At 67.6% G+C, this 16,710-nt stretch carries 17 protein-coding genes and 1 pseudogene; 8 read left to right on the forward strand and 10 right to left on the reverse strand.

Annotated elements, in window-relative coordinates; translation table 11 throughout:
- Window positions 1-7: 7 nt before the first annotated feature.
- Complete coding sequence (gene ppa, locus DIE16_RS33345; RefSeq protein ID WP_011885693.1) at window positions 8-535, forward strand: inorganic diphosphatase; 528 nt, start codon at window positions 8-10, stop codon at window positions 533-535.
- A 56-nt stretch (window positions 536-591) separates the two neighbouring features.
- On the opposite strand, the gene DIE16_RS33350 is transcribed toward ppa, so the two are convergent.
- Window positions 592-1,503: a GIY-YIG nuclease family protein gene (locus DIE16_RS33350; RefSeq protein WP_124894222.1), complete on the reverse strand. Its 912-nt coding sequence runs from the start codon at window positions 1,501-1,503 to the stop codon at window positions 592-594.
- 80 nt (window positions 1,504-1,583) lie between these two features.
- Window positions 1,584-2,762, reverse strand: a complete 1,179-nt coding sequence (locus tag DIE16_RS33355) for a GNAT family N-acetyltransferase (RefSeq protein WP_124894223.1) — start codon at window positions 2,760-2,762, stop codon at window positions 1,584-1,586.
- 109 nt (window positions 2,763-2,871) lie between these two features.
- On the opposite strand from DIE16_RS33355, the gene DIE16_RS33360 reads away from it, so the two are divergent.
- Together DIE16_RS33360 and DIE16_RS33365 are read left to right on the forward strand one after the other, a co-directional pair.
- Window positions 2,872-4,608, forward strand: a complete 1,737-nt coding sequence (locus tag DIE16_RS33360) for an NAD+ synthase (RefSeq protein WP_124894224.1) — start codon at window positions 2,872-2,874, stop codon at window positions 4,606-4,608.
- A 103-nt stretch (window positions 4,609-4,711) separates the two neighbouring features.
- Complete coding sequence (locus DIE16_RS33365) at window positions 4,712-5,050, forward strand: P-II family nitrogen regulator (protein ID WP_006398637.1); 339 nt, start codon at window positions 4,712-4,714, stop codon at window positions 5,048-5,050.
- A 168-nt stretch (window positions 5,051-5,218) separates the two neighbouring features.
- Here the strand turns inward: DIE16_RS33365 and DIE16_RS33370 are convergent, their stop codons facing one another.
- Window positions 5,219-6,298: a porin gene (locus tag DIE16_RS33370; RefSeq protein ID WP_124894225.1), complete on the reverse strand. Its 1,080-nt coding sequence runs from the start codon at window positions 6,296-6,298 to the stop codon at window positions 5,219-5,221.
- Between the two features lie 569 nt (window positions 6,299-6,867).
- On the reverse strand, window positions 6,868-7,794 hold the full coding sequence (locus DIE16_RS33375) for a LysR family transcriptional regulator (RefSeq protein WP_124894226.1): 927 nt from the start codon (window positions 7,792-7,794) through the stop codon (window positions 6,868-6,870).
- Between the two features lie 143 nt (window positions 7,795-7,937).
- Between DIE16_RS33375 and DIE16_RS33380 the strand changes: the two genes are divergently transcribed.
- Window positions 7,938-8,435 carry a GNAT family N-acetyltransferase gene (locus tag DIE16_RS33380; protein ID WP_124894227.1) on the forward strand — a complete coding sequence of 166 codons (498 nt, stop codon included), beginning with the start codon at window positions 7,938-7,940 and terminating at the stop codon, window positions 8,433-8,435.
- 58 nt (window positions 8,436-8,493) lie between these two features.
- Here the strand turns inward: DIE16_RS33380 and DIE16_RS33385 are convergent, their stop codons facing one another.
- The 4 genes from DIE16_RS33385 to DIE16_RS33400 form a co-directional block, all read right to left on the reverse strand.
- Window positions 8,494-9,273 carry an ABC transporter ATP-binding protein gene (locus DIE16_RS33385; protein ID WP_044847741.1) on the reverse strand — a complete coding sequence of 260 codons (780 nt, stop codon included), beginning with the start codon at window positions 9,271-9,273 and terminating at the stop codon, window positions 8,494-8,496.
- An 18-nt stretch (window positions 9,274-9,291) separates the two neighbouring features.
- Window positions 9,292-10,005 carry an ABC transporter permease gene (locus tag DIE16_RS33390; protein WP_044847742.1) on the reverse strand — a complete coding sequence of 238 codons (714 nt, stop codon included), beginning with the start codon at window positions 10,003-10,005 and terminating at the stop codon, window positions 9,292-9,294.
- Window positions 10,002-10,691 (reverse strand): ABC transporter permease, encoded by a 690-nt coding sequence (locus DIE16_RS33395; protein WP_044847743.1) that lies wholly within the window; start codon window positions 10,689-10,691, stop codon window positions 10,002-10,004. The genes DIE16_RS33390 and DIE16_RS33395 overlap by 4 nt, the downstream gene beginning before the upstream one ends.
- A gap of 228 nt (window positions 10,692-10,919) precedes the next feature.
- Window positions 10,920-11,696, reverse strand: coding sequence for an ABC transporter substrate-binding protein (locus DIE16_RS33400; protein WP_044847744.1), 777 nt, complete (start codon window positions 11,694-11,696; stop codon window positions 10,920-10,922).
- 368 nt (window positions 11,697-12,064) lie between these two features.
- Here DIE16_RS33400 and DIE16_RS33405 point away from each other — a divergent pair, with 368 nt between their 5' ends.
- A complete protein-coding gene (locus DIE16_RS33405; protein WP_124894228.1) occupies window positions 12,065-12,763 on the forward strand; it encodes a pirin family protein in 699 nt (232 codons plus the stop codon).
- Between the two features lie 70 nt (window positions 12,764-12,833).
- Here DIE16_RS33405 and DIE16_RS33410 read toward each other — a convergent pair whose 3' ends face one another.
- Window positions 12,834-13,385, reverse strand: coding sequence for a Spy/CpxP family protein refolding chaperone (locus DIE16_RS33410; RefSeq protein ID WP_044847746.1), 552 nt, complete (start codon window positions 13,383-13,385; stop codon window positions 12,834-12,836).
- A gap of 226 nt (window positions 13,386-13,611) precedes the next feature.
- Here DIE16_RS33410 and DIE16_RS33415 point away from each other — a divergent pair, with 226 nt between their 5' ends.
- Window positions 13,612-14,337: a response regulator gene (locus DIE16_RS33415; protein ID WP_006755678.1), complete on the forward strand. Its 726-nt coding sequence runs from the start codon at window positions 13,612-13,614 to the stop codon at window positions 14,335-14,337.
- Window positions 14,321-15,637 carry an ATP-binding protein gene (locus tag DIE16_RS33420; RefSeq protein ID WP_124521576.1) on the forward strand — a complete coding sequence of 439 codons (1,317 nt, stop codon included), beginning with the start codon at window positions 14,321-14,323 and terminating at the stop codon, window positions 15,635-15,637. The genes DIE16_RS33415 and DIE16_RS33420 overlap by 17 nt, the downstream gene beginning before the upstream one ends.
- Window positions 15,638-15,677: 40 nt before the next feature.
- Here the strand turns inward: DIE16_RS33420 and DIE16_RS33425 are convergent, their stop codons facing one another.
- Window positions 15,678-15,944, reverse strand: a complete 267-nt coding sequence (locus DIE16_RS33425; RefSeq protein ID WP_027786765.1) for a hypothetical protein — start codon at window positions 15,942-15,944, stop codon at window positions 15,678-15,680.
- Between the two features lie 506 nt (window positions 15,945-16,450).
- Here DIE16_RS33425 and DIE16_RS33430 point away from each other — a divergent pair.
- A pseudogene (locus DIE16_RS33430) lies at window positions 16,451-16,710 on the forward strand (sulfonate ABC transporter permease); the annotation flags it as partial.

A 16,710-nucleotide genomic window follows, 5' to 3' on the forward strand; every position in this document is an offset into this window, starting at 1 on the left:
GAGCGCTATGAGCTTCAATCATGTTCCGGCCGGCAAGGACCTGCCGCACGATTTCAACGTGATCATCGAGATCCCCGCGCAAAGCGATCCGGTGAAGTACGAGGCGGACAAGGAGCTGGGTCTCCTCGTCGTCGACCGCTTCATCGGTACCGGCATGCGCTATCCGGTGAACTACGGCTACATCCCGCAGACGCTGTCGGGCGACGGCGATCCGGTCGACGTGCTGGTGATCACGCCGTTCCCGCTGCTGGCCGGCTCGATCGTGCGTTCGCGCGTGCTCGGCATGCTGCAGATGACCGACGAGTCGGGCGTCGACGCGAAGCTGGTTGCGGTGCCGCACGACAAGGTCTGCCCGATGACGGCGAACCTGAAGTCGATCGACGACGTGCCCGAGTACCTGAAGGACCAGATCAAGCACTTCTTCGAGCAATACAAGGCGCTCGAGAAGGGCAAGTGGGTGAAGGTCGAAGGCTGGGCCGGCATCGACGCCGCGCACAAGGAAATCGCCGACGGCGCCGCGAACTACAAGAAGTAAGCCGGCTGGCCGGCCTCGCGGCCGGTTCGTTCGGAACGCAAACCGCGCGTGTCTCCTCAGGAGGCCGCGCGGTTTTGTTTTGTGCGCGGTTTGGCGCCGGTGGTGGTGTTCTTTCGCGTGCGGGCGGGCGCGGGCTGGGAGCCGGCGTTCGGCGAGGTTTTCGTACGCTTCGCTCGCGTTGAGTCGGTTGAGCGAATTGCGCCCGTTGCGCCGCGCTCGGTGGTGGCCGGAGCAGCGGCTTCGACGGCTTCGGTTCTGGCCTTTCCGGCCGCCGACGTACCGCGGCGCCCCGGCGATGTCGAAGCGCTGCCGGCGCGTGCCTTCGCGACGGACTTGCCGCCGGCGGCCGGCGCTTTCCGTTTCGGCGTCGAGTTGACGGCAGGCTTGTCCTGCTTTGCCGCCGTGCTGCGCGACGAGGCCTTTTTTACTTCGGCGGCGTCGCCGTTCGTCGCGCGCTTGCTGGCTGGAGCTGCTTTCGTCTTCGCACGAGCCTGCGCGCTTTGCCCGGACTTCGAGGTCTTGCCGGACCGGGGTGCTTTCCCGTCACTACCGGCCTTCGCGGCTTTCTTCACGGGTTGTTCCGTTTCGGCCGCCTGCATCGTGATTTCGGCGGGCTGCGGCGCCTTCTTCACTTTCTTCCGCCGCCGCGTGCCGGCCTTCAAACCGTCCGCATCGACTTCCCCGTCGATCGTCACCACAGCCGGCAGCACCGATTCCAGCGTCCGCAATCCTGCCGCCAGTTCGCGCTTCTGCGCGGCGGTCAGCCGCTTCACCCAGTACTCGGCGCGCGACGCGATCGAGCGGTCGGGCAGCGGGAACGACGCGAGCACCGCGCGCGGCTTGCGCGAGCGCGTATAGCGCGCGCCCTTGCCGGATGCGTGCTCGTCGAAGCGCGCAGCGACGTCGGTCGTGATGCCGGTGTAGACGCTGTCGTCGGCACACTCGATCAGATACAGAAACCAGGACATGGGGAGGCGGCGGGATGCGAAGCCGTCAGTGTCTCAGAATTGGCGCGTGCCGCCGCAAGCGACATGATTCGCGCCCGCCGTCACGGCCCCCGCCGGAACGGATCGTGCTCGCGCAGTTCGTCGACGTACGCGTGGATATGCTCGGTCTCGCGTTCGAGAAAGCGCGCGACCGCATCGGAGAACGCCGGGTGCGCGAGCCAGTGCGCGGAATGCGTGACGGTCGGCAGGAAGCCGCGCGCGAGCTTGTGCTCGCCCTGCGCGCCGCCCTCGAACGTGTCGAGCCCGGCCTCGATGCAGAATTCGAGCAACTGATAGTAGGCCGTTTCGAAATGCAGGCAGGGCACATGTTCGAGCGCGCCCCAGTAGCGGCCGTACAGCGTGCCGCCGCGGCCGTTCGCGCCGCGCCGGTAGACGGCGAGCGAGCTCGCGATCGGTTTGCCGTCGGCTTCGGCGATCACGAGCAGCAGGTTCTCCGGCATCGTCGCGCCGATCGCGCGGAAGAAGTCGAGATTCAGGTAGGGGCTCGAATAGTGCTCGCGATAGGTCTGCCGGTAGCAGCGCGAGAAGAAGCGCCAGTCGGCGTCGGTGATCTGAGCGCCGGCGAGCCGCCGGAACGTGACGCCGGCATCGCGCACCTTGCGACGTTCCGCGCGGATGTTCTTGCGCTTCTTCTGCTCGAGCGTGCCGAGGAAGTCGTCGAAGTCGCGGTAGCCGTCGTTGAGCCAGTGGAACTGCACGCCTTCGCGCAGCATCATCCCCATCGACTCGAGCAGCCGCGCCTCGTCGCCGGTCGGGAACAGCACGTGCAGCGACGACACGTCGCTTTGCTCGGCGAACGCGAGCAGCGTGGCCGCGAGCCGGCGGCGCGCGTCGTCGTCGGCCGCGAGCAGGCGCGTGCCCTGCACGGGCGTGAACGGCACCGCGCACAGCAGCTTCGGGTAGTAGGACAGCCCGTTGCGCTGGTACGCGTCGGCCCACGCCCAGTCGAACACGTATTCGCCGTACGAATGCTGTTTCGCATAGACGGGCGCGGCCGCCGCGAGCCGGCCGGTGCGCGCGTCGGTCAGCGTGACGAAGTGCGGCGACCAGCCGGTGTCGTCGACCGCGCAGCGCGCGACGTGCAGCGCGTCGAGGAATTCGTGGCGCAGGAACGGCGTCGGCTGCGCGTCGCGCTCGAGCAGCGCGTTCCATTCGTCGGCCGGCACCTCCGCGGGGGACGACAGGATGCCCGTGCGATAATCGATGCGTTCGTGTTTCAAGCGTGAATCCGTACAGTTGGATGCCGCCGGATGCGTGCCGCCGTGGCCTGCTTCCGAGGCGTTTTCGTCAGCCGTTCAGGGCGCGCCGCCGGGCTGCGCCGATCCCGTCATGAAGACCCGACTCGCTCTCGCCCAGATCAACGTCACCGTCGGCGATTTCGCCGGCAACGTCGCGCGGATCGTCGCGGCCGCCCGCGCCGCGCACAACGATGGTGCGCGCCTGATGATCGCGCCCGAACTCGCGCTGTCCGGCTATCCGCCGGAAGACCTGCTGCTGCGGCCCGCGTTCTACACGGCGGCGGCCGCCGCGCTCGACGCGCTCGCCGATGCGCTGCGTGCGTTCGACGGGCTCGCGGTGCTGGTCGGCCATCCGTTGCGGAGCGCGGGCGGCGATCCGTCGGGCGGCGGTCCGTCGGGCGGCGCTCCGCACGCGCCAGCCGTCGATGGTAATGCAAACCGCCCGATCGAGCGCGGCGTGCCGCCGGCCGACACCTACAACGCGGTGTCGCTGATCGTCGGCGGCGAGATCGTCGGCACCTACCGCAAGCAGGATCTGCCGAACGCCGACGTGTTCGACGAGAAGCGCTACTTCGCGACCGACACCGAGCCGCTCGTGTTCGAGCTCGACGGCGTCAGATACGGCGTGATCATCTGCGAGGACGCATGGCATGCGTCGGCCGCGCAGATCGCGAAGGCCGCCGGCGCGCAGGTGCTGCTGATCCCGAACGGTTCGCCGTACCACATGAACAAGGAAGCGCTGCGCATCGACATCCTGCGCGCGCGGATCCGCGAAACCGGGCTGCCGATGGTGTACGTGAACCTCGTCGGCGGCCAGGACGAGCTCGTGTTCGACGGCGGCTCGTTCGTGCTCGACGGCGAGGGCGCGCTCGTCGCGAAGATGCCGCAGTTCGACGAAGGGCACGCGATCGTCGAGTTCGACGGCGCGCGCCCGCTGCCGGGTGCGATCGCGCCCGAGCTGCCGGTCGACGCGCAGGTCTATCGCGCGCTCGTGACCGGCGTGCGCGACTACATCGGCAAGAACGGTTTCCCCGGCGTGCTGATCGGGCTGTCGGGCGGCGTCGATTCGGCGCTGGTGCTCGCGGTCGCCTGCGACGCGCTCGGGCCCGAGCGCGTGCGCGCGGTGATGATGCCGTCGCGCTACACGGCCGACATCTCGACCACCGACGCGGCGGAGATGGCGCGGCGCGTCGGCGTGCGCTATGACGAGATCGCGATCGCGCCGATGTTCGACGCGTTCCGCGCGGCGCTCGCGGGCGAATTCGCGGGCCGCGCGGAGGACGCGACGGAAGAGAACATCCAGGCGCGCATCCGCGGCACGCTGCTGATGGCGCTGTCGAACAAGTTCGGCTCGATCGTGCTGACGACCGGCAACAAGAGCGAGATGGCGGTCGGCTACTGCACGCTGTACGGCGACATGGCCGGCGGCTTCGCGGTGATCAAGGACATCGCGAAGACGCTGGTCTACCGGCTGTGCCGCTATCGCAACGCCACTGCGGACTACGGGCTGCGCGACGTGATCCCCGAGCGGATCCTGACGCGCGCGCCGTCGGCCGAGTTGCGCGAGAACCAGACGGACCAGGACAGCCTGCCGCCGTATGACGTGCTCGACGCGATCATGCGGATGTACATGGAGGAGGACCGGCCGCTCGCGGAGATCGTCGCGGCCGGCTATGCGGAGGCCGACGTCGCGCGCGTGACGCGGCTCATCAAGATCAACGAATACAAGCGCCGCCAGGCGCCGATCGGCATTCGCGTCACGCATCGCGCGTTCGGGCGCGACTGGCGCTATCCGATCACGTCACGCTTTACCGAACGTCTCGACTGAGCCGTGCCGCGCCGTGCGCGGCCGGCCGGCTTACGGCTTACACTTACGGCTTAAAATCGGGATTGCGATTTTTCATCCAAACGAGCATTGAGGGACAACCATCATGAAACGCATCACCGCCATCATCAAGCCGTTCAAGCTGGACGAAGTCCGCGAAGCGCTCGCCGAAGTGGGCCTCACCGGCCTGACCGTGACGGAAGTGAAGGGCTTCGGCCGCCAGAAGGGGCACACCGAGCTGTATCGCGGCGCCGAATACGTGGTCGACTTCCTGCCGAAGATGAAGATCGAGGTGGTCGTCGCGGAAGCGCAGGTCGACCAGGTGATCGACGCGGTGATCGGCGCGGCGCGCACGGGCAAGATCGGCGACGGCAAGATCTTCGTGTCGGACGTCGAGCGCGTGATCCGCATCCGCACCGGCGAAGAGAACGAAGCGGCGGTCTGAGCGCCGCATCCGGCCCGTTCGGCAGATCGGGCAGATCGGGCCGCGGATCGCACGATCCCGGACCGCCAATAAAAAACGGTGCGGATACCCGGGAGGGTACCGCACCGATACGCGCCTCTCGCAGCAGCGTGGAAAGTGTTGTCGAATCGTTCTCTGGACGGCGCCTGATCAGAACAGGTGCTGGATGCCGGCGTAGACGCCGGTCTGGCTGCCGCCCGGATGCGGGTTGCCCGTCGACACGGCGGTGCCTGCACCGTTCGCGTTCAGGCCGAAGTTGGCCGTCGAGCTGTTGCGCACCGTCGCGACCTGCATGTCGAACAGCGTGCGCTTCGAGATGTTGTACGAACCGCCGACCGTGTAGATGTTCGCGTTGCCGCCGCCGTGGTTGGCGTTCACGTGGTACACGGCCGCGATCAGCGCTGCCGCCGGCGTGGCCTGCCACGTCACGCCGCCCCAGACCTGCTGGGTGCCGGTGATGCCGTTGTTGACGGCCGGGCCGCCGCTGCCGTCAGCATGCGACGACTGGTAAGCCGCCTGCAGCTTGAACTGGCCGAGGAACACGTTCAGGCCCGCGAAGTATTCACGCGAGTAGTTGAACACGTCCGAGAAGCGGCCGTTGCTGTCGCGCGTTTCGTCGTAGATGCCGCGCAACTGGAACAGCGAGTTCGTGTACGTGACCTGTGCGCCGGCTGCACGGCCAGGCTGGCCGGCCGTCGTGTTGCCGTTGAAGCTGGTCGAGTTCGAGAACGCGAACTGGCCGTAGAAGTCGAGGCCGTAGAACTGCGGCGACTGGTACGACACGTTGTTGCTGGTCTTATTCCAGTTGCGGCCGCGCACGAGCGATGCCGACGACCAGCTCGACTGGCCCAGCGGATCGAAGTCCCACACGCCGTTCGCGATCGCGAGTTCGCGACCCAGCAGCAGCGTACCGTAGCGGTCGTTGGAGATGCCGACGGTCGCGAAACGATCCCAGATCGAGCCGCTGAAGCCGCCCGTCATCGTGTTGAACGCGCCTTCGAGGTGGAACAGGACCTTGTTGCCGCCGCCGATGTCCTCGCTGCCCTTCAAGCCCCACAGGCTCGTGCCCCAGTCGCCGCTTTCCGCGCGCACTTGGTGGCCGTTCTGCAGGCCGTTCAGGTACTCGAGGCCGGCATCCAGGCGACCATACAGCGTGACGCTGCTCTGCGCGTGCGCCGTAACCACCCCAGCAGCCATCAGCGCGGCCGCGACCAAAGCTTTCTTCATCATCTCCTCCATACCCTGTCAAAAAGTCAACCCAGACTGCACGAGATGCCCGGAGCAGCGAGCGCCGGGCAAAAGCGAAAAGCGGGATAACCAGGGAGACCTCGTGCAGGGCCGGTAAGCGCGGCACGCGGGCAAGCGGACGGAAAACCGTTGAGCGGTCCCGCGCGGCCGGGTCGGCTTGCGGGGTCTCCTTGTTGTGTCGTGAAGCTAAACTACATTTCACGAACTTCGTTTTGCTACTTTGGTTACTAATTTAGCAAAAATACAATTTTGTGGCGATGGAAATCGTTGTTTGACTAACACGTGTCGCCAATTTGCCATGCAACACAGTGCGCAGCGGGTGCCCAAGGGGCCGTCGATTCCCCGAAAACCCTTGTGAGACAAGGGAGACACGGATTCGGCGCCGGTGGGTCAAGGATTGTCACTATTGACGTTGCCGGGGCACGAGCGTAAGCGCCGGACGCGAGGAATTGGTAAGTATTTCGTAATGAATTGGCGGTGGTCCGCCGCCGCCCGGGCGCCGGAAACGCTGGTGCGGCGGGCGCCCCGCGCGCCGCACCGGAGCGTCGAACTCAACCGCCCGTCGCCCGGACGTCTAGCAGTTGCGCGCGCAGCCATCGGTGCGCGTCGGTGCGCGCATGCTTCGCGTGCGAGTAGACCTTCACCGTGTAGCGCGGGATCTCGAACGGCGCGGGGAAGATGCGGATCGGCGCCGCGTGGCGCAGCGCCTGTGCGGCACGGTTCGGCACCGTCATCAGGAGTGCCGATTCCGCGATCACGAACGGTGCGGCCAGCACGCTCGGCAACTGCACGGCGACCTGCCGCGCGAGGCCGAGCCGGTCGAGCACGTAGTCGACGACGCCGCGCGACTCGTTCCACGGCGTGACGACGACGTGGCGTGCCGCGAGGTACTGGTCGAGCGTCAGCCGGCGGCGGATGTCCGGATGCGTGGTGCTCGCGATCACCACGTAGTCGTCCGAAAACCAGTCGAAATCCTCGATGCCCGGTGCGTCGGCGGCCGACTCCTCGTGATAGCCGAGCGCGAAGTCGATGCGGCCGGCCGCGAGTTCGTCGATCGAGATCTTCCGGTCGGAGTGGACGACGCGGATCCGCAGCCGCGGCGCGACCTGCTCGATACGCGCGAGCAACGCCGGCAGCACCGCGAACGCCGTGTAGTCGCTCGCGGCGAACACGAACGTGCGGTCGCTTTGCGCGGGATCGAAGCGGCGTGCGCGGGCGAGCCCCTTCGACATCGTGTCGAGCGCATCCCCGGCCCAGGTGGCGATGTCGTCGGCGCGCACGGTCGGCTGCATCTCGTTGCCGAGGCGCACGAACAACGCATCGCCGATCGCTTCGCGCAACCGGGCGAGCGCGTGACTGAGCGCGGACGGGCTCATCGCCAGCTCGTGCGCGGCCGCCGCGACCGAGCGGTGGCGGTACAGCGCGTCGAACGCGAGCAGCAGGTTCAGGTCGAGACGGCGCAGCTCTGGATGCATCATGTTCATGTCAGGATGAAGAAACTGCACTTCCTGCAGTTGTATCGTGAACGTAGCATGTCGATCCGGGCGGCGTCACGCGCGATTGCGCGAGCGAGCGCCGCCGCATTCCGTTTTCAGTCCGGGCCGAAGGAGGGCTCCCCACCGTGCAAATCGACATCCGTACGGCCACCGTCGCCGACGTGCCGCAGATCCTGCGTTTCATCACCGAGCTGGCCATCTACGAGAAGGCGGAGCATGAAGTGGTCGCGACGCCTGCATCGCTCGAGCGCAGCCTGTTCGGCGAAGGTTCGCCCGCGCGTGCGCTGATCTGCGAGGTCGACGGCGAGCCGGCCGGCTTCGCCGTGTATTTCTTCTCGTATTCGACGTGGCTCGGCCGTCAGGGCCTGTATCTCGAGGATCTGTACGTGTCGCCGCGCTTTCGCGGCGCGGGCGCCGGGCTGCGGCTGCTGAAGGCGCTCGCGCGCGTCGCGGTGGATACCGGCTGCGGGCGTTTCGAATGGAGCGTCCTCGACTGGAACGAGCCGGCGATCCGCTTCTACGAAAGCGTCGGCGCCGCGCCGCAGAGCGAATGGGTGCGCTACCGACTCGCGGGCGACGCGTTGCGTGCATTCGCCGACGGCGCGCCGGTGGACGTCGCGTAAACGCAAGACGGGCGCCGCATGGCGCCCGTTCGTGCAGTGCGACGCGGAGGAGCGCGCGTTACTTGAGGCTGCCCGACAGGAACCCGCGCAGGCGTTCGCTCTTCGGGTTCGCGAACACCTCGGACGGCACGCCTTCTTCCTCGACGCGCCCCTGGTGCAGGAACATCACGTGGTTCGACACGTTGCGCGCGAAGCCCATCTCGTGCGTGACGACGATCATCGTGCGGCCTTCCTCGGCCAGCTTCTGCATCACCTTCAGCACTTCGCCGACCAGTTCCGGGTCGAGCGCCGACGTCGGCTCGTCGAACAGCATCACGTCCGGATGCATCGCCAGCGCCCGCGCGATCGCGACACGTTGCTGCTGGCCGCCCGACAGGTGCGACGGATACTGCTTCTCGACGCGCGGCGCGAGACCGACCTTCTCGAGATACTCGCGCGCGCGGTCTTCGGCTTCCTTCTTCGGGATGCCGAGCACGTTGACGGGCGCTTCCATCACGTTCTCGATCACGTTCATGTGCGACCAGAGATTGAAGTGCTGGAACACCATCGACAGCTTGGTGCGCACGCGCTGCAGCTGCTTCGAATCCGCGGCGCGCAGCGCGCCCGTCTTGTCGAGCGCGGTGCGCACTTCCTCGCCGTCGACGAAGATGCGGCCGGAGTTGGGCTGTTCGAGGAAGTTGATGCAGCGGAGCATCGTGCTCTTGCCGGAACCGGACGAGCCGATCACGCTGATCACGTCGCCCGAGTTCGCCTTCAGCGATACGCCCTTGAGCACCTCGTTGTCGCCGTACCGCTTGTGCAGATCGTCGACGAAAAGCTTCTGAGTCTGGGAATTCATGAATAGTCCTGCGGAAACTTACTTGCCTTGCGGGCGCAGATACGCGAGCCAGCGACGCTCGGCCTGGCGGAACAGCCACACGAGCGCGAACGAGATCACGAGATAGAGCAGGGCGGCGATGCCGAACGCGTGGAACGACATGTAGGTCGCCGAGTTCACGTCGCGCGCGATCTTCAGGATGTCCGGCACGGTCGCGGTGAACGCGACGGTGGTCGCGTGCAGCATCAGGATCACTTCGTTGCTGTAGAGCGGCAGCGCGCGGCGCAGCGCGGACGGCAGGATCACGCGGCGATACATCGTGAAGGTGGACATCCCGTACGCGCGCGCGGCCTCGATCTCGCCGTACGACGTCGCCTTGATCGCGCCCGCGAAGATCTCGGTGGTGTACGCGCAGGTGTTCAGCGTGAACGCGAGCAGCGTGCAGTGCATGCCGTCGCGGAAGAACGCGTCGAGCAGCGGCGTGCCGCGCACGACCTGCAGGCTGTAGAGGCCGGTGTAGCAGAGCAGCAGCTGCACGTAGAGCGGCGTGCCGCGGAACACGTACGTATAGAGCCACACGGCGCTCGACAGCCACTTCCTCTTCGACACGCGGGCCACCGCGAGCGGCACCGACAGGCAGAAGCCGAGGCCGATCGACACGACCAGCAGCCACAGCGTGATCGCGACGCCGGTGATCCGGAAGCCGTCGGTGTAGAGGTAGTTGCGCCAGTATTCTTGGATGAGTTCGATCATAGGTCAGCCTTGCGGACACCGGTCGAGTAGCGCTTTTCGAGCCACATCAGCACGAAGTTCGAGATCGTCGTGATGGCGAGGTAGACCGCACCGGCGATCAGCGTGAAGAAGAAGAACCGCAGCGTGCCCTTGCCGGCGTCCTGCGACGCCTTCACGACGTCCGCGAGGCCGATGATCGACACCAGCGCGGTCGACTTGACGAGCACCTGCCAGTTGTTGCCGATGCCGGGCAGCGCGAAGCGCATCATCTGCGGGAACATGATCCGCGTGAACACCTGCCAGTTGGTCATCCCGTACGCGCTGCCGGCCTCGAGCTGGCCGCGCGGCACCGACAGGAACGCGCCGCGGAACGTCTCGGTGAAGTACGCGCCGTAGATGAAGCCGAGCACGAGCACGCCGGCGAGGAACGGGTCGATGTCGATCTGGTCCCAGCCGAGCGCGTCGGTCGCCATGTTCAGCCAGATCTGCAGGCTGTAGAACAGCAGCAGCATCAGCACGAGGTCGGGCACGCCGCGGATCAGCGTCGTGTAGACGGTGCCGGCGCCGTTCGTGAAGCGGTTGCGCGACAGCTTCGCGCCCGCGCCGAGCAGGCCCAGCAGGAACGACAGCGCGAGCGAAAGCACCGCCAGCTTGACGGTTTGCCAGGTGCCGGCGAGGATCAGCGGGCCGTAGCCTTGTAGAAACATATGTGGTCCCTGGTGTGGTCCCGGACGGCGCACGCGGTGCGCCGCGAAAGACGCGCCCGCCAAGCTGCACGGAACGCCCCGTACGTATCATGACCGTCCGCCCCGGCAACGGTGCCGGACCAGCCCGTCGCGCGAGCGGCGGGCGAGGGGGCGGGCGGCGCGTGGTTGACTGCCTGTCGTGCCGGACGCGGGGCCGCCCCCGCATCCGCTTCCCGGTATTGTCGGCGCTCAGCGCGCCGAGTAGACGCTGAACGAGAAATACTTGTGCGACAGCCGGTCGTACGTGCCGTCCTTGTGCATGTCGGCCAGCGCCTTGTTGATCTTGAGCTTCAGGTCCGTGTCGTCCTTGCGCAGGCCGATCGCGGTGCCGTCGCCGATCGTCTTCGGATCCTTCACCTCCGGGCCGGCGAACGCGAAGCCCTTGCCGCGCGGCGTGCGCAGGAAGCCGTAGTCGGCCTGCAGTTCATCCTGCAGCGTCGCGTCGAGGCGGCCCGAGCCGAGATCGGCATAGACCTGGTCCTGGTTCTGGTAAGGAACGATCGTCACGCCCTGCGGTTCCCAGTACGCCTTCGCGTAGGATTCCTGCGTCGAGCCCTGCTCGACGCCGACGTGCTTGCCCTTGAGCGATGCGACCGTCGGCAGCAGCGGCGAGCCGGCCTTCGCGATCATCCGCGCGGGCGCGTCGTACACCTTGTCGGAGAAGTCGATCTGCTCGCGACGCTTGTCCGTGACGGTCAGCGACGACACGATGACGTCGTACTTCTTCGCCTTCAGTGCGGGAATGATTCCGTCGAGATCCTGCGCGACCCACACGCATTTCACGTTGATCCGCTTGCAGATTTCCTTGGTGAGATCGACGTCGAAACCGACGATCTCGCCGCTCGGCGCGGTCGACTCGAACGGCGGGTAGCTGGCATCGACACCGATCCGCACGGTCTTCCACTCTTTCGCGAAGGCGCTGCCCGCCACGAGGGCGAGGGCGGCGCACAGGGCGGCCTTCTTCATTTCCATCCTTTTGTCGCTCACTTCCGGGGAGGCGCTCGCGGCCGGTCGGGCCGGGCGCCGCGGCGTATTCTAGACGGCCAAAATTCGTGTTTCGGCGCGCAGGCAACGGCGCTCGCCGGACGGGCGAACGCCAAAAGGGCGGTATTTTACCCGAACGCGATACCCGGAAAACGGCAATCCGGCGCGACCGATCGATTCTTCGATTCGGGCGTTGCGGCAATCGCGGTATTCGCAACGAGCATTACACCGATTGGGTTCGTGGGTGCAACGATGCGGTGCGCGGGCGGCGGATTGTGGCGCGCCCGGCACGCCCCTACAGTGCAGGTAAACCCGAAGAAAGAATATCTGCCTGCCGGAGTGCCCGCCCCATGTTCCAGATCCGCCGCGCCGCCGACCGCTGCCACACGCGCCAAGGCTGGCTCGAATCGAGCCACAGCTTTGCGCTTGCCGGCGCCGCCGGGGCCGCGCATCCGCCGTTCGGCGCGCTGCGCGCGCTGAGCGAGGACCGGATTGCGCCGACGCGCGGCTTCGGGATGCAGCCGCGCCGCGACCTCGAAATCGTCACCTGCGTGCTCGACGGCGCGCTCGCGCATCGCGACAGCCTCGGCAACGGCGCCATCGTGCGGGCCGGCGGCGTCCAGCGGATGAGCGCCGGCACGGGGCTGATGCACAGCGAAACCAATGCGTCGCGCGACCGGGTGCTGCATCTGCTGCAGATCTGGCTGCAGCCGGCGGAGGGGGGCGGACGGCCCGGCTACGCGGAGCGGCATTTCGCCGACGACGAGAAGCGCGGCCGCCTGCGGCTCGTCGCGTCGCCGGACGGCGACGACGGTGCGCTGTCGATCCGTGCGGATGCGCGGATCTTCGCGGGGCTGATCGATGGCGACGAGGCGGCGGCATTCGCCGTGCCGGCCGGGCGCAGCACCTATGTGCACGTGGTGCGCGGCGACGTGGAGGTCAACGGCCACGCGCTGGCCGCGGGCGACGGCGCGCGGATCGCCGGGGTAGAAGCGGTCGCGTTCGCACGCGGCCGGGCGGCCGAGGTGCTGCTGTTCGACGTCGCCTGAAATGAAACGGGGGACGCGGGCCGGGTGCCCGCGTCCCCCGCGATGCCGCCCGGGGAGGCGGCCCGCCGGCTTACTGCGCCGGTGCCGACGCGCCCTTGGCCGCGCGGTGCTGCTCCCAGCGTTCCTTCATCTTCTCGTGACGCTGCTCCATCCGCGCGAACTGCTGCTTCAGCGCGGTGCTGACCGTCGTCTTCTGCTGGTCGTTCAGCCCGTTGTAGAACGCGAGCCACGCGGCCGAGCTCTGCTCGCGCAGCTGCGCGTTCTGCTGCTCGGCCTGCTGACGGGCGGCGTGCATCGCGTTCAGGTCGAGGATCGGCTGGTTCTGCTGCGCCTTGAACTGCTCGCGCATCTGCTCGTGGCTCTTGCGCATCGCTTCATGGTTCTGCTTCATCGTGTTGACGGCCGTCTGCCACTGCTGTTCCTGCGACGCGTTGAGCTTGAGCTGGTCGTGCAGCTTCATGATCACGCCGAACGGGCCGCCGTCATGGCCGCCGTGCATCTGGTGCATGCCGGGGCCGCCCGGCGGCGGCATGTCGTTGGGCTGCGCGGCATGCGCGGTGCCGAATGCGAGAGCGAGCACGGTGGCGGCCGCAATGGCCACGCGGGAAGTGTTCTTATACATTTCAGAAACTCCTTGTATCCAAAGGGTCCGGCGATGCGGCGCGCGGGGTGACCCGGGTGCCGCATCCGGTAAGACGCAGGTTAGCGGCGCGTGCTCGGGCCGGTGTTACGCGGGATGGCTGCCGGGTTACGGCGCATTACAGTTCCCTTGCGTCGTAACCCGCAGTAACCCTTTCGCCCCTTTGTTTCGTTCTTCGACTCCGCGCTCGCGCGCTAAACTTCGAGCCATGACTACCCAGATCCTCATCGTCGACGACGACCAAGAACTCCGAGACCTGCTGCGCGACTATCTCGTGCGCCAGGGGATGGAAGTGTCCGTGCTGCACGACGCGGCGACGCTCGAGAAGCGCCTCGAGCGCGAGCGGCCCGACCTGATCGTGCTGGACCTGATGATGCCGGGCGTGGACGGCCTGACCGCGCTGCGCCAGCTGCGCGCGGCCGGCGACGACATCCCCGTGATCATGCTGACCGCGCGCGCGGACGACGTCGATCGCATCGTCGGGCTCGAGCTCGGCGCGGACGACTACCTCGGCAAGCCGTTCAACCCGCGCGAGCTGCTCGCGCGCGTGCAGGCCGTGCTGCGCCGCCGCCGCGCGACGCCGTCGGCGGCGGCGCCCGAGCAGCGCGAGCCGTTCGCGTTCGGCCGTTTCGTGCTCGACTTCCAGGCGCGCACGCTGTCGGTCGACGGCAAGCCGGCGACGCTGTCGAGCAGCGAATTCGCGCTGCTGAAGATCTTCGTGAATCACGCGCTGCGCACGCTCACGCGCGAACGGCTGCTCGAGCTGCTGCACGGGCCCGAGTACGACGGCACCGACCGCGGCATCGACGTCCAGGTATGGCGGCTGCGCCGCATCCTGGAAACGGATCCGTCGACGCCGCGCTTCATCCAGACGGTCCGCGGGCGCGGCTACGTGTTCGTGCCCGACGGCGAGGCCCATGCGCAAGCCCATTGATTCGCTGTTCGGGCGGCTGGCGCTGCTGGTCGTCGGCGTGTTGCTCCTGTCGCACTTCGCGTGGTTCTTCGCGATGCGCCTCGAGCGCAACCAGATGCAGACGCGTTATGCCGTCGAGGAGGCCGCGTTCCTCGTCGACGCCGTGCGCCAGCACGTCGAGCGCACGCCCGACCAGCCGCTGCCGTCGCGGGTGCGGCTGGTGTCGCCGGACAGTCCCGATGTGCCGAAAGACGCCGATTCGAACCTGGCGGCGCCGCTCAAGCGTTTCCGCGACGACGTGAGCGAGCGGATGCCGCCCGGCACGCTGGTCGAGATCGGCGCGCCGGGCCATCCGCCGGTGCTGTGGGTCAAGGAGCCGAGCGACCGCAACTGGATCGTGGTGCCGGTGCAGCCGCTGCGCCCGCCGCGCTCGCTCGACCGGATGCTGCTGTGGCTCGGCACGATTTTCTCGGCCGGCGTGATCGCCGCGCTGTTCGCGGCCTGGCAGCTGCAGCAGCCGCTGCGCTCGCTGGCGCGCGCGGTCGCGCGCTTCGGCCGCGGCCAGCCGGTGCCGCCGTTGCGCGAGCGTGGCCCGCGCGAGCTGCGCCAGCTCACGCACGGCTTCAACCAGATGGTGGAACAGGTGTCGCAGGCCGAGAGCGACCGCGCGGTGATGCTGGCCGGCGTCGCGCACGACCTGCGCACGCCGCTCGCCAGGATGCGCCTGCGCGCGGAAATGATGGACGACGCGCGGCTGCGCGACGGCGTGGTGCGCGATGTCGATTCGATGTCGCACATCGTCGACCAGTTCCTCGTGTTCGCGCACGGCGGGGCGGACCGCAGCGAGCCCGTGCCGGTCGACCAGGCCTGCGAGCGGATCGCCCGCAGCTATCGCGCGGTCGCACCGAACGCACCGGCTGTCCAGACGCATCTGGCCGCCGACGAAGGCTTCCGCCTGCCGACCGCGACGCTCGACCGGATCCTGTCGAACCTGCTGGACAATGCGCATGCGTACGGCGCGCCGCCCGTGCTCATCGAGACGGCGCGTACGCCGGCGGGTTACGTGCTGTCGGTCAGCGACAGCGGCGGCGGGATTGCGCCGCGCGATCTGGCGGCCGCGACACGGCCGTTCGTGCGGCTCGACCCCGCGCGCGGCGGGAACGGCCACAGCGGGCTCGGGCTGGCGATCGTCGAGCGGCTGGTGCTGCGGCTGGGCGGGGCGTGCGAGATCGGCAATCGTCCCGAGGGCGGCCTGCGCGTGGCGATGACGTTCCCGTTCGACGTGGTGCCGAAGGACGAACTTCACGCCCAGGCCGCGTAAGCGGCGCATGCGGCGCCTGCCGGGCAGGCGCCGCGCGGCATCATTCGCCGAACAGCGTGCCGAGCGTCTCGGCGGCGTTGCTGTCGATGGTGTTGTAGGTCACGCTCGTGGCCTCGAAGATATAGACGGTCGTATAGCGGCCGAGGCGCTCCAGGATCTCCTCCTGCAGCGATTCCGGCACGACGTTCATGTTCAGGTACCACGCCGTCGACGACAGCCGGGTCTGGAACGACCCGTACTCCTGCATCAGCTCGTAGAACGCATCGGCGTCCTGATCGCGGCAGACGATCACCAAGTTTCCTGCCATTCGCTTCCTCCCGCTGGTCGGTCGATCCCTGGCGGCTATGGGGCTAGCGACGCCAGGGGCTAGCCCCGATCATACCTGCTTCGCCGCAATCGTCCGCTGACGTCCTGCATGGTTTGTGTCCGTGTGCGGCGGGCGGGTTCCCGGCCGGCCCGGATCACGGCATAATTCGGGGCCTGCATGCCGGCCGCACGACCGCGGCCGGGCTGCTCCGCACCGCACGCCTGCCGTTCGCCCGCGTGCCGGGCACGATCCGTGCGCCGCCCGCGCGCCGCGCCGAGCCGAGCCGGCCCCGGACGGTTGAACCTGAAATACAGGTTGGTGTAGTGTCGTGCCGTCGCGGCCCGACTCGCCGCGCCCGGAGGGCGCAGCTTGCACGCACGGCGCCTCGCGCCGGCGTGAAATCGTGAATCAATCGAATTACCGCGTCGAATTACCGCGCCCGTGCGCTTTGCCATGAATCAACATCGTCTGCCGGCTTCGTTCGGCCTTACCGGGGAGGGCGCCTGATGGACGTCGGATTCTTCAATCCGAACCGGACTGCCAACGCGTCCGCGTGGCGCGTCCTGCCGAACCGGTGGGACTTCATCGCGTTTCCGCTGATCATCTGCCTGATCGCGATGGCGGTCGTCGGCTTTCATGAAACGATGGCGCCGATCGGGACCCTTCAGACCCAGAAGATCTCGCTCGACCCGTCGAACCTGCCCGAATACGCGTTGCGCACCACGCTGCGGATGCTCGCCGCGATGGTCGCGTCGCTCGCGTTCAC

This window comes from Burkholderia sp. Bp9090 (genome assembly GCF_003857985.1).
In the GTDB taxonomy this organism is placed as follows: domain Bacteria; phylum Pseudomonadota; class Gammaproteobacteria; order Burkholderiales; family Burkholderiaceae; genus Burkholderia.

Excerpts from the sequence above, each read along its gene's own strand:
- ppa (WP_011885693.1), top strand. The coding sequence starts at position 8 with ATGAGCTTCAATCATGTTCCGGCCGGCAAGGACCTGCCGCACGATTTC.
- DIE16_RS33350 (WP_124894222.1), bottom strand. The coding sequence starts at position 1,503 with ATGTCCTGGTTTCTGTATCTGATCGAGTGTGCCGACGACAGCGTCTAC.
- DIE16_RS33360 (WP_124894224.1), top strand. The coding sequence starts at position 2,872 with ATGAAGACCCGACTCGCTCTCGCCCAGATCAACGTCACCGTCGGCGAT.
- DIE16_RS33365 (WP_006398637.1), top strand. The coding sequence starts at position 4,712 with ATGAAACGCATCACCGCCATCATCAAGCCGTTCAAGCTGGACGAAGTC.
- DIE16_RS33370 (WP_124894225.1), bottom strand. The coding sequence starts at position 6,298 with ATGATGAAGAAAGCTTTGGTCGCGGCCGCGCTGATGGCTGCTGGGGTG.
- DIE16_RS33375 (WP_124894226.1), bottom strand. The coding sequence starts at position 7,794 with ATGATGCATCCAGAGCTGCGCCGTCTCGACCTGAACCTGCTGCTCGCG.
- DIE16_RS33385 (WP_044847741.1), bottom strand. The coding sequence starts at position 9,273 with ATGAATTCCCAGACTCAGAAGCTTTTCGTCGACGATCTGCACAAGCGG.
- DIE16_RS33390 (WP_044847742.1), bottom strand. The coding sequence starts at position 10,005 with ATGATCGAACTCATCCAAGAATACTGGCGCAACTACCTCTACACCGAC.
- DIE16_RS33395 (WP_044847743.1), bottom strand. The coding sequence starts at position 10,691 with ATGTTTCTACAAGGCTACGGCCCGCTGATCCTCGCCGGCACCTGGCAA.
- DIE16_RS33400 (WP_044847744.1), bottom strand. The coding sequence starts at position 11,696 with ATGAAGAAGGCCGCCCTGTGCGCCGCCCTCGCCCTCGTGGCGGGCAGC.
- DIE16_RS33405 (WP_124894228.1), top strand. The coding sequence starts at position 12,065 with ATGTTCCAGATCCGCCGCGCCGCCGACCGCTGCCACACGCGCCAAGGC.
- DIE16_RS33410 (WP_044847746.1), bottom strand. The coding sequence starts at position 13,385 with ATGTATAAGAACACTTCCCGCGTGGCCATTGCGGCCGCCACCGTGCTC.
- DIE16_RS33415 (WP_006755678.1), top strand. The coding sequence starts at position 13,612 with ATGACTACCCAGATCCTCATCGTCGACGACGACCAAGAACTCCGAGAC.
- DIE16_RS33420 (WP_124521576.1), top strand. The coding sequence starts at position 14,321 with ATGCGCAAGCCCATTGATTCGCTGTTCGGGCGGCTGGCGCTGCTGGTC.
- DIE16_RS33425 (WP_027786765.1), bottom strand. The coding sequence starts at position 15,944 with ATGGCAGGAAACTTGGTGATCGTCTGCCGCGATCAGGACGCCGATGCG.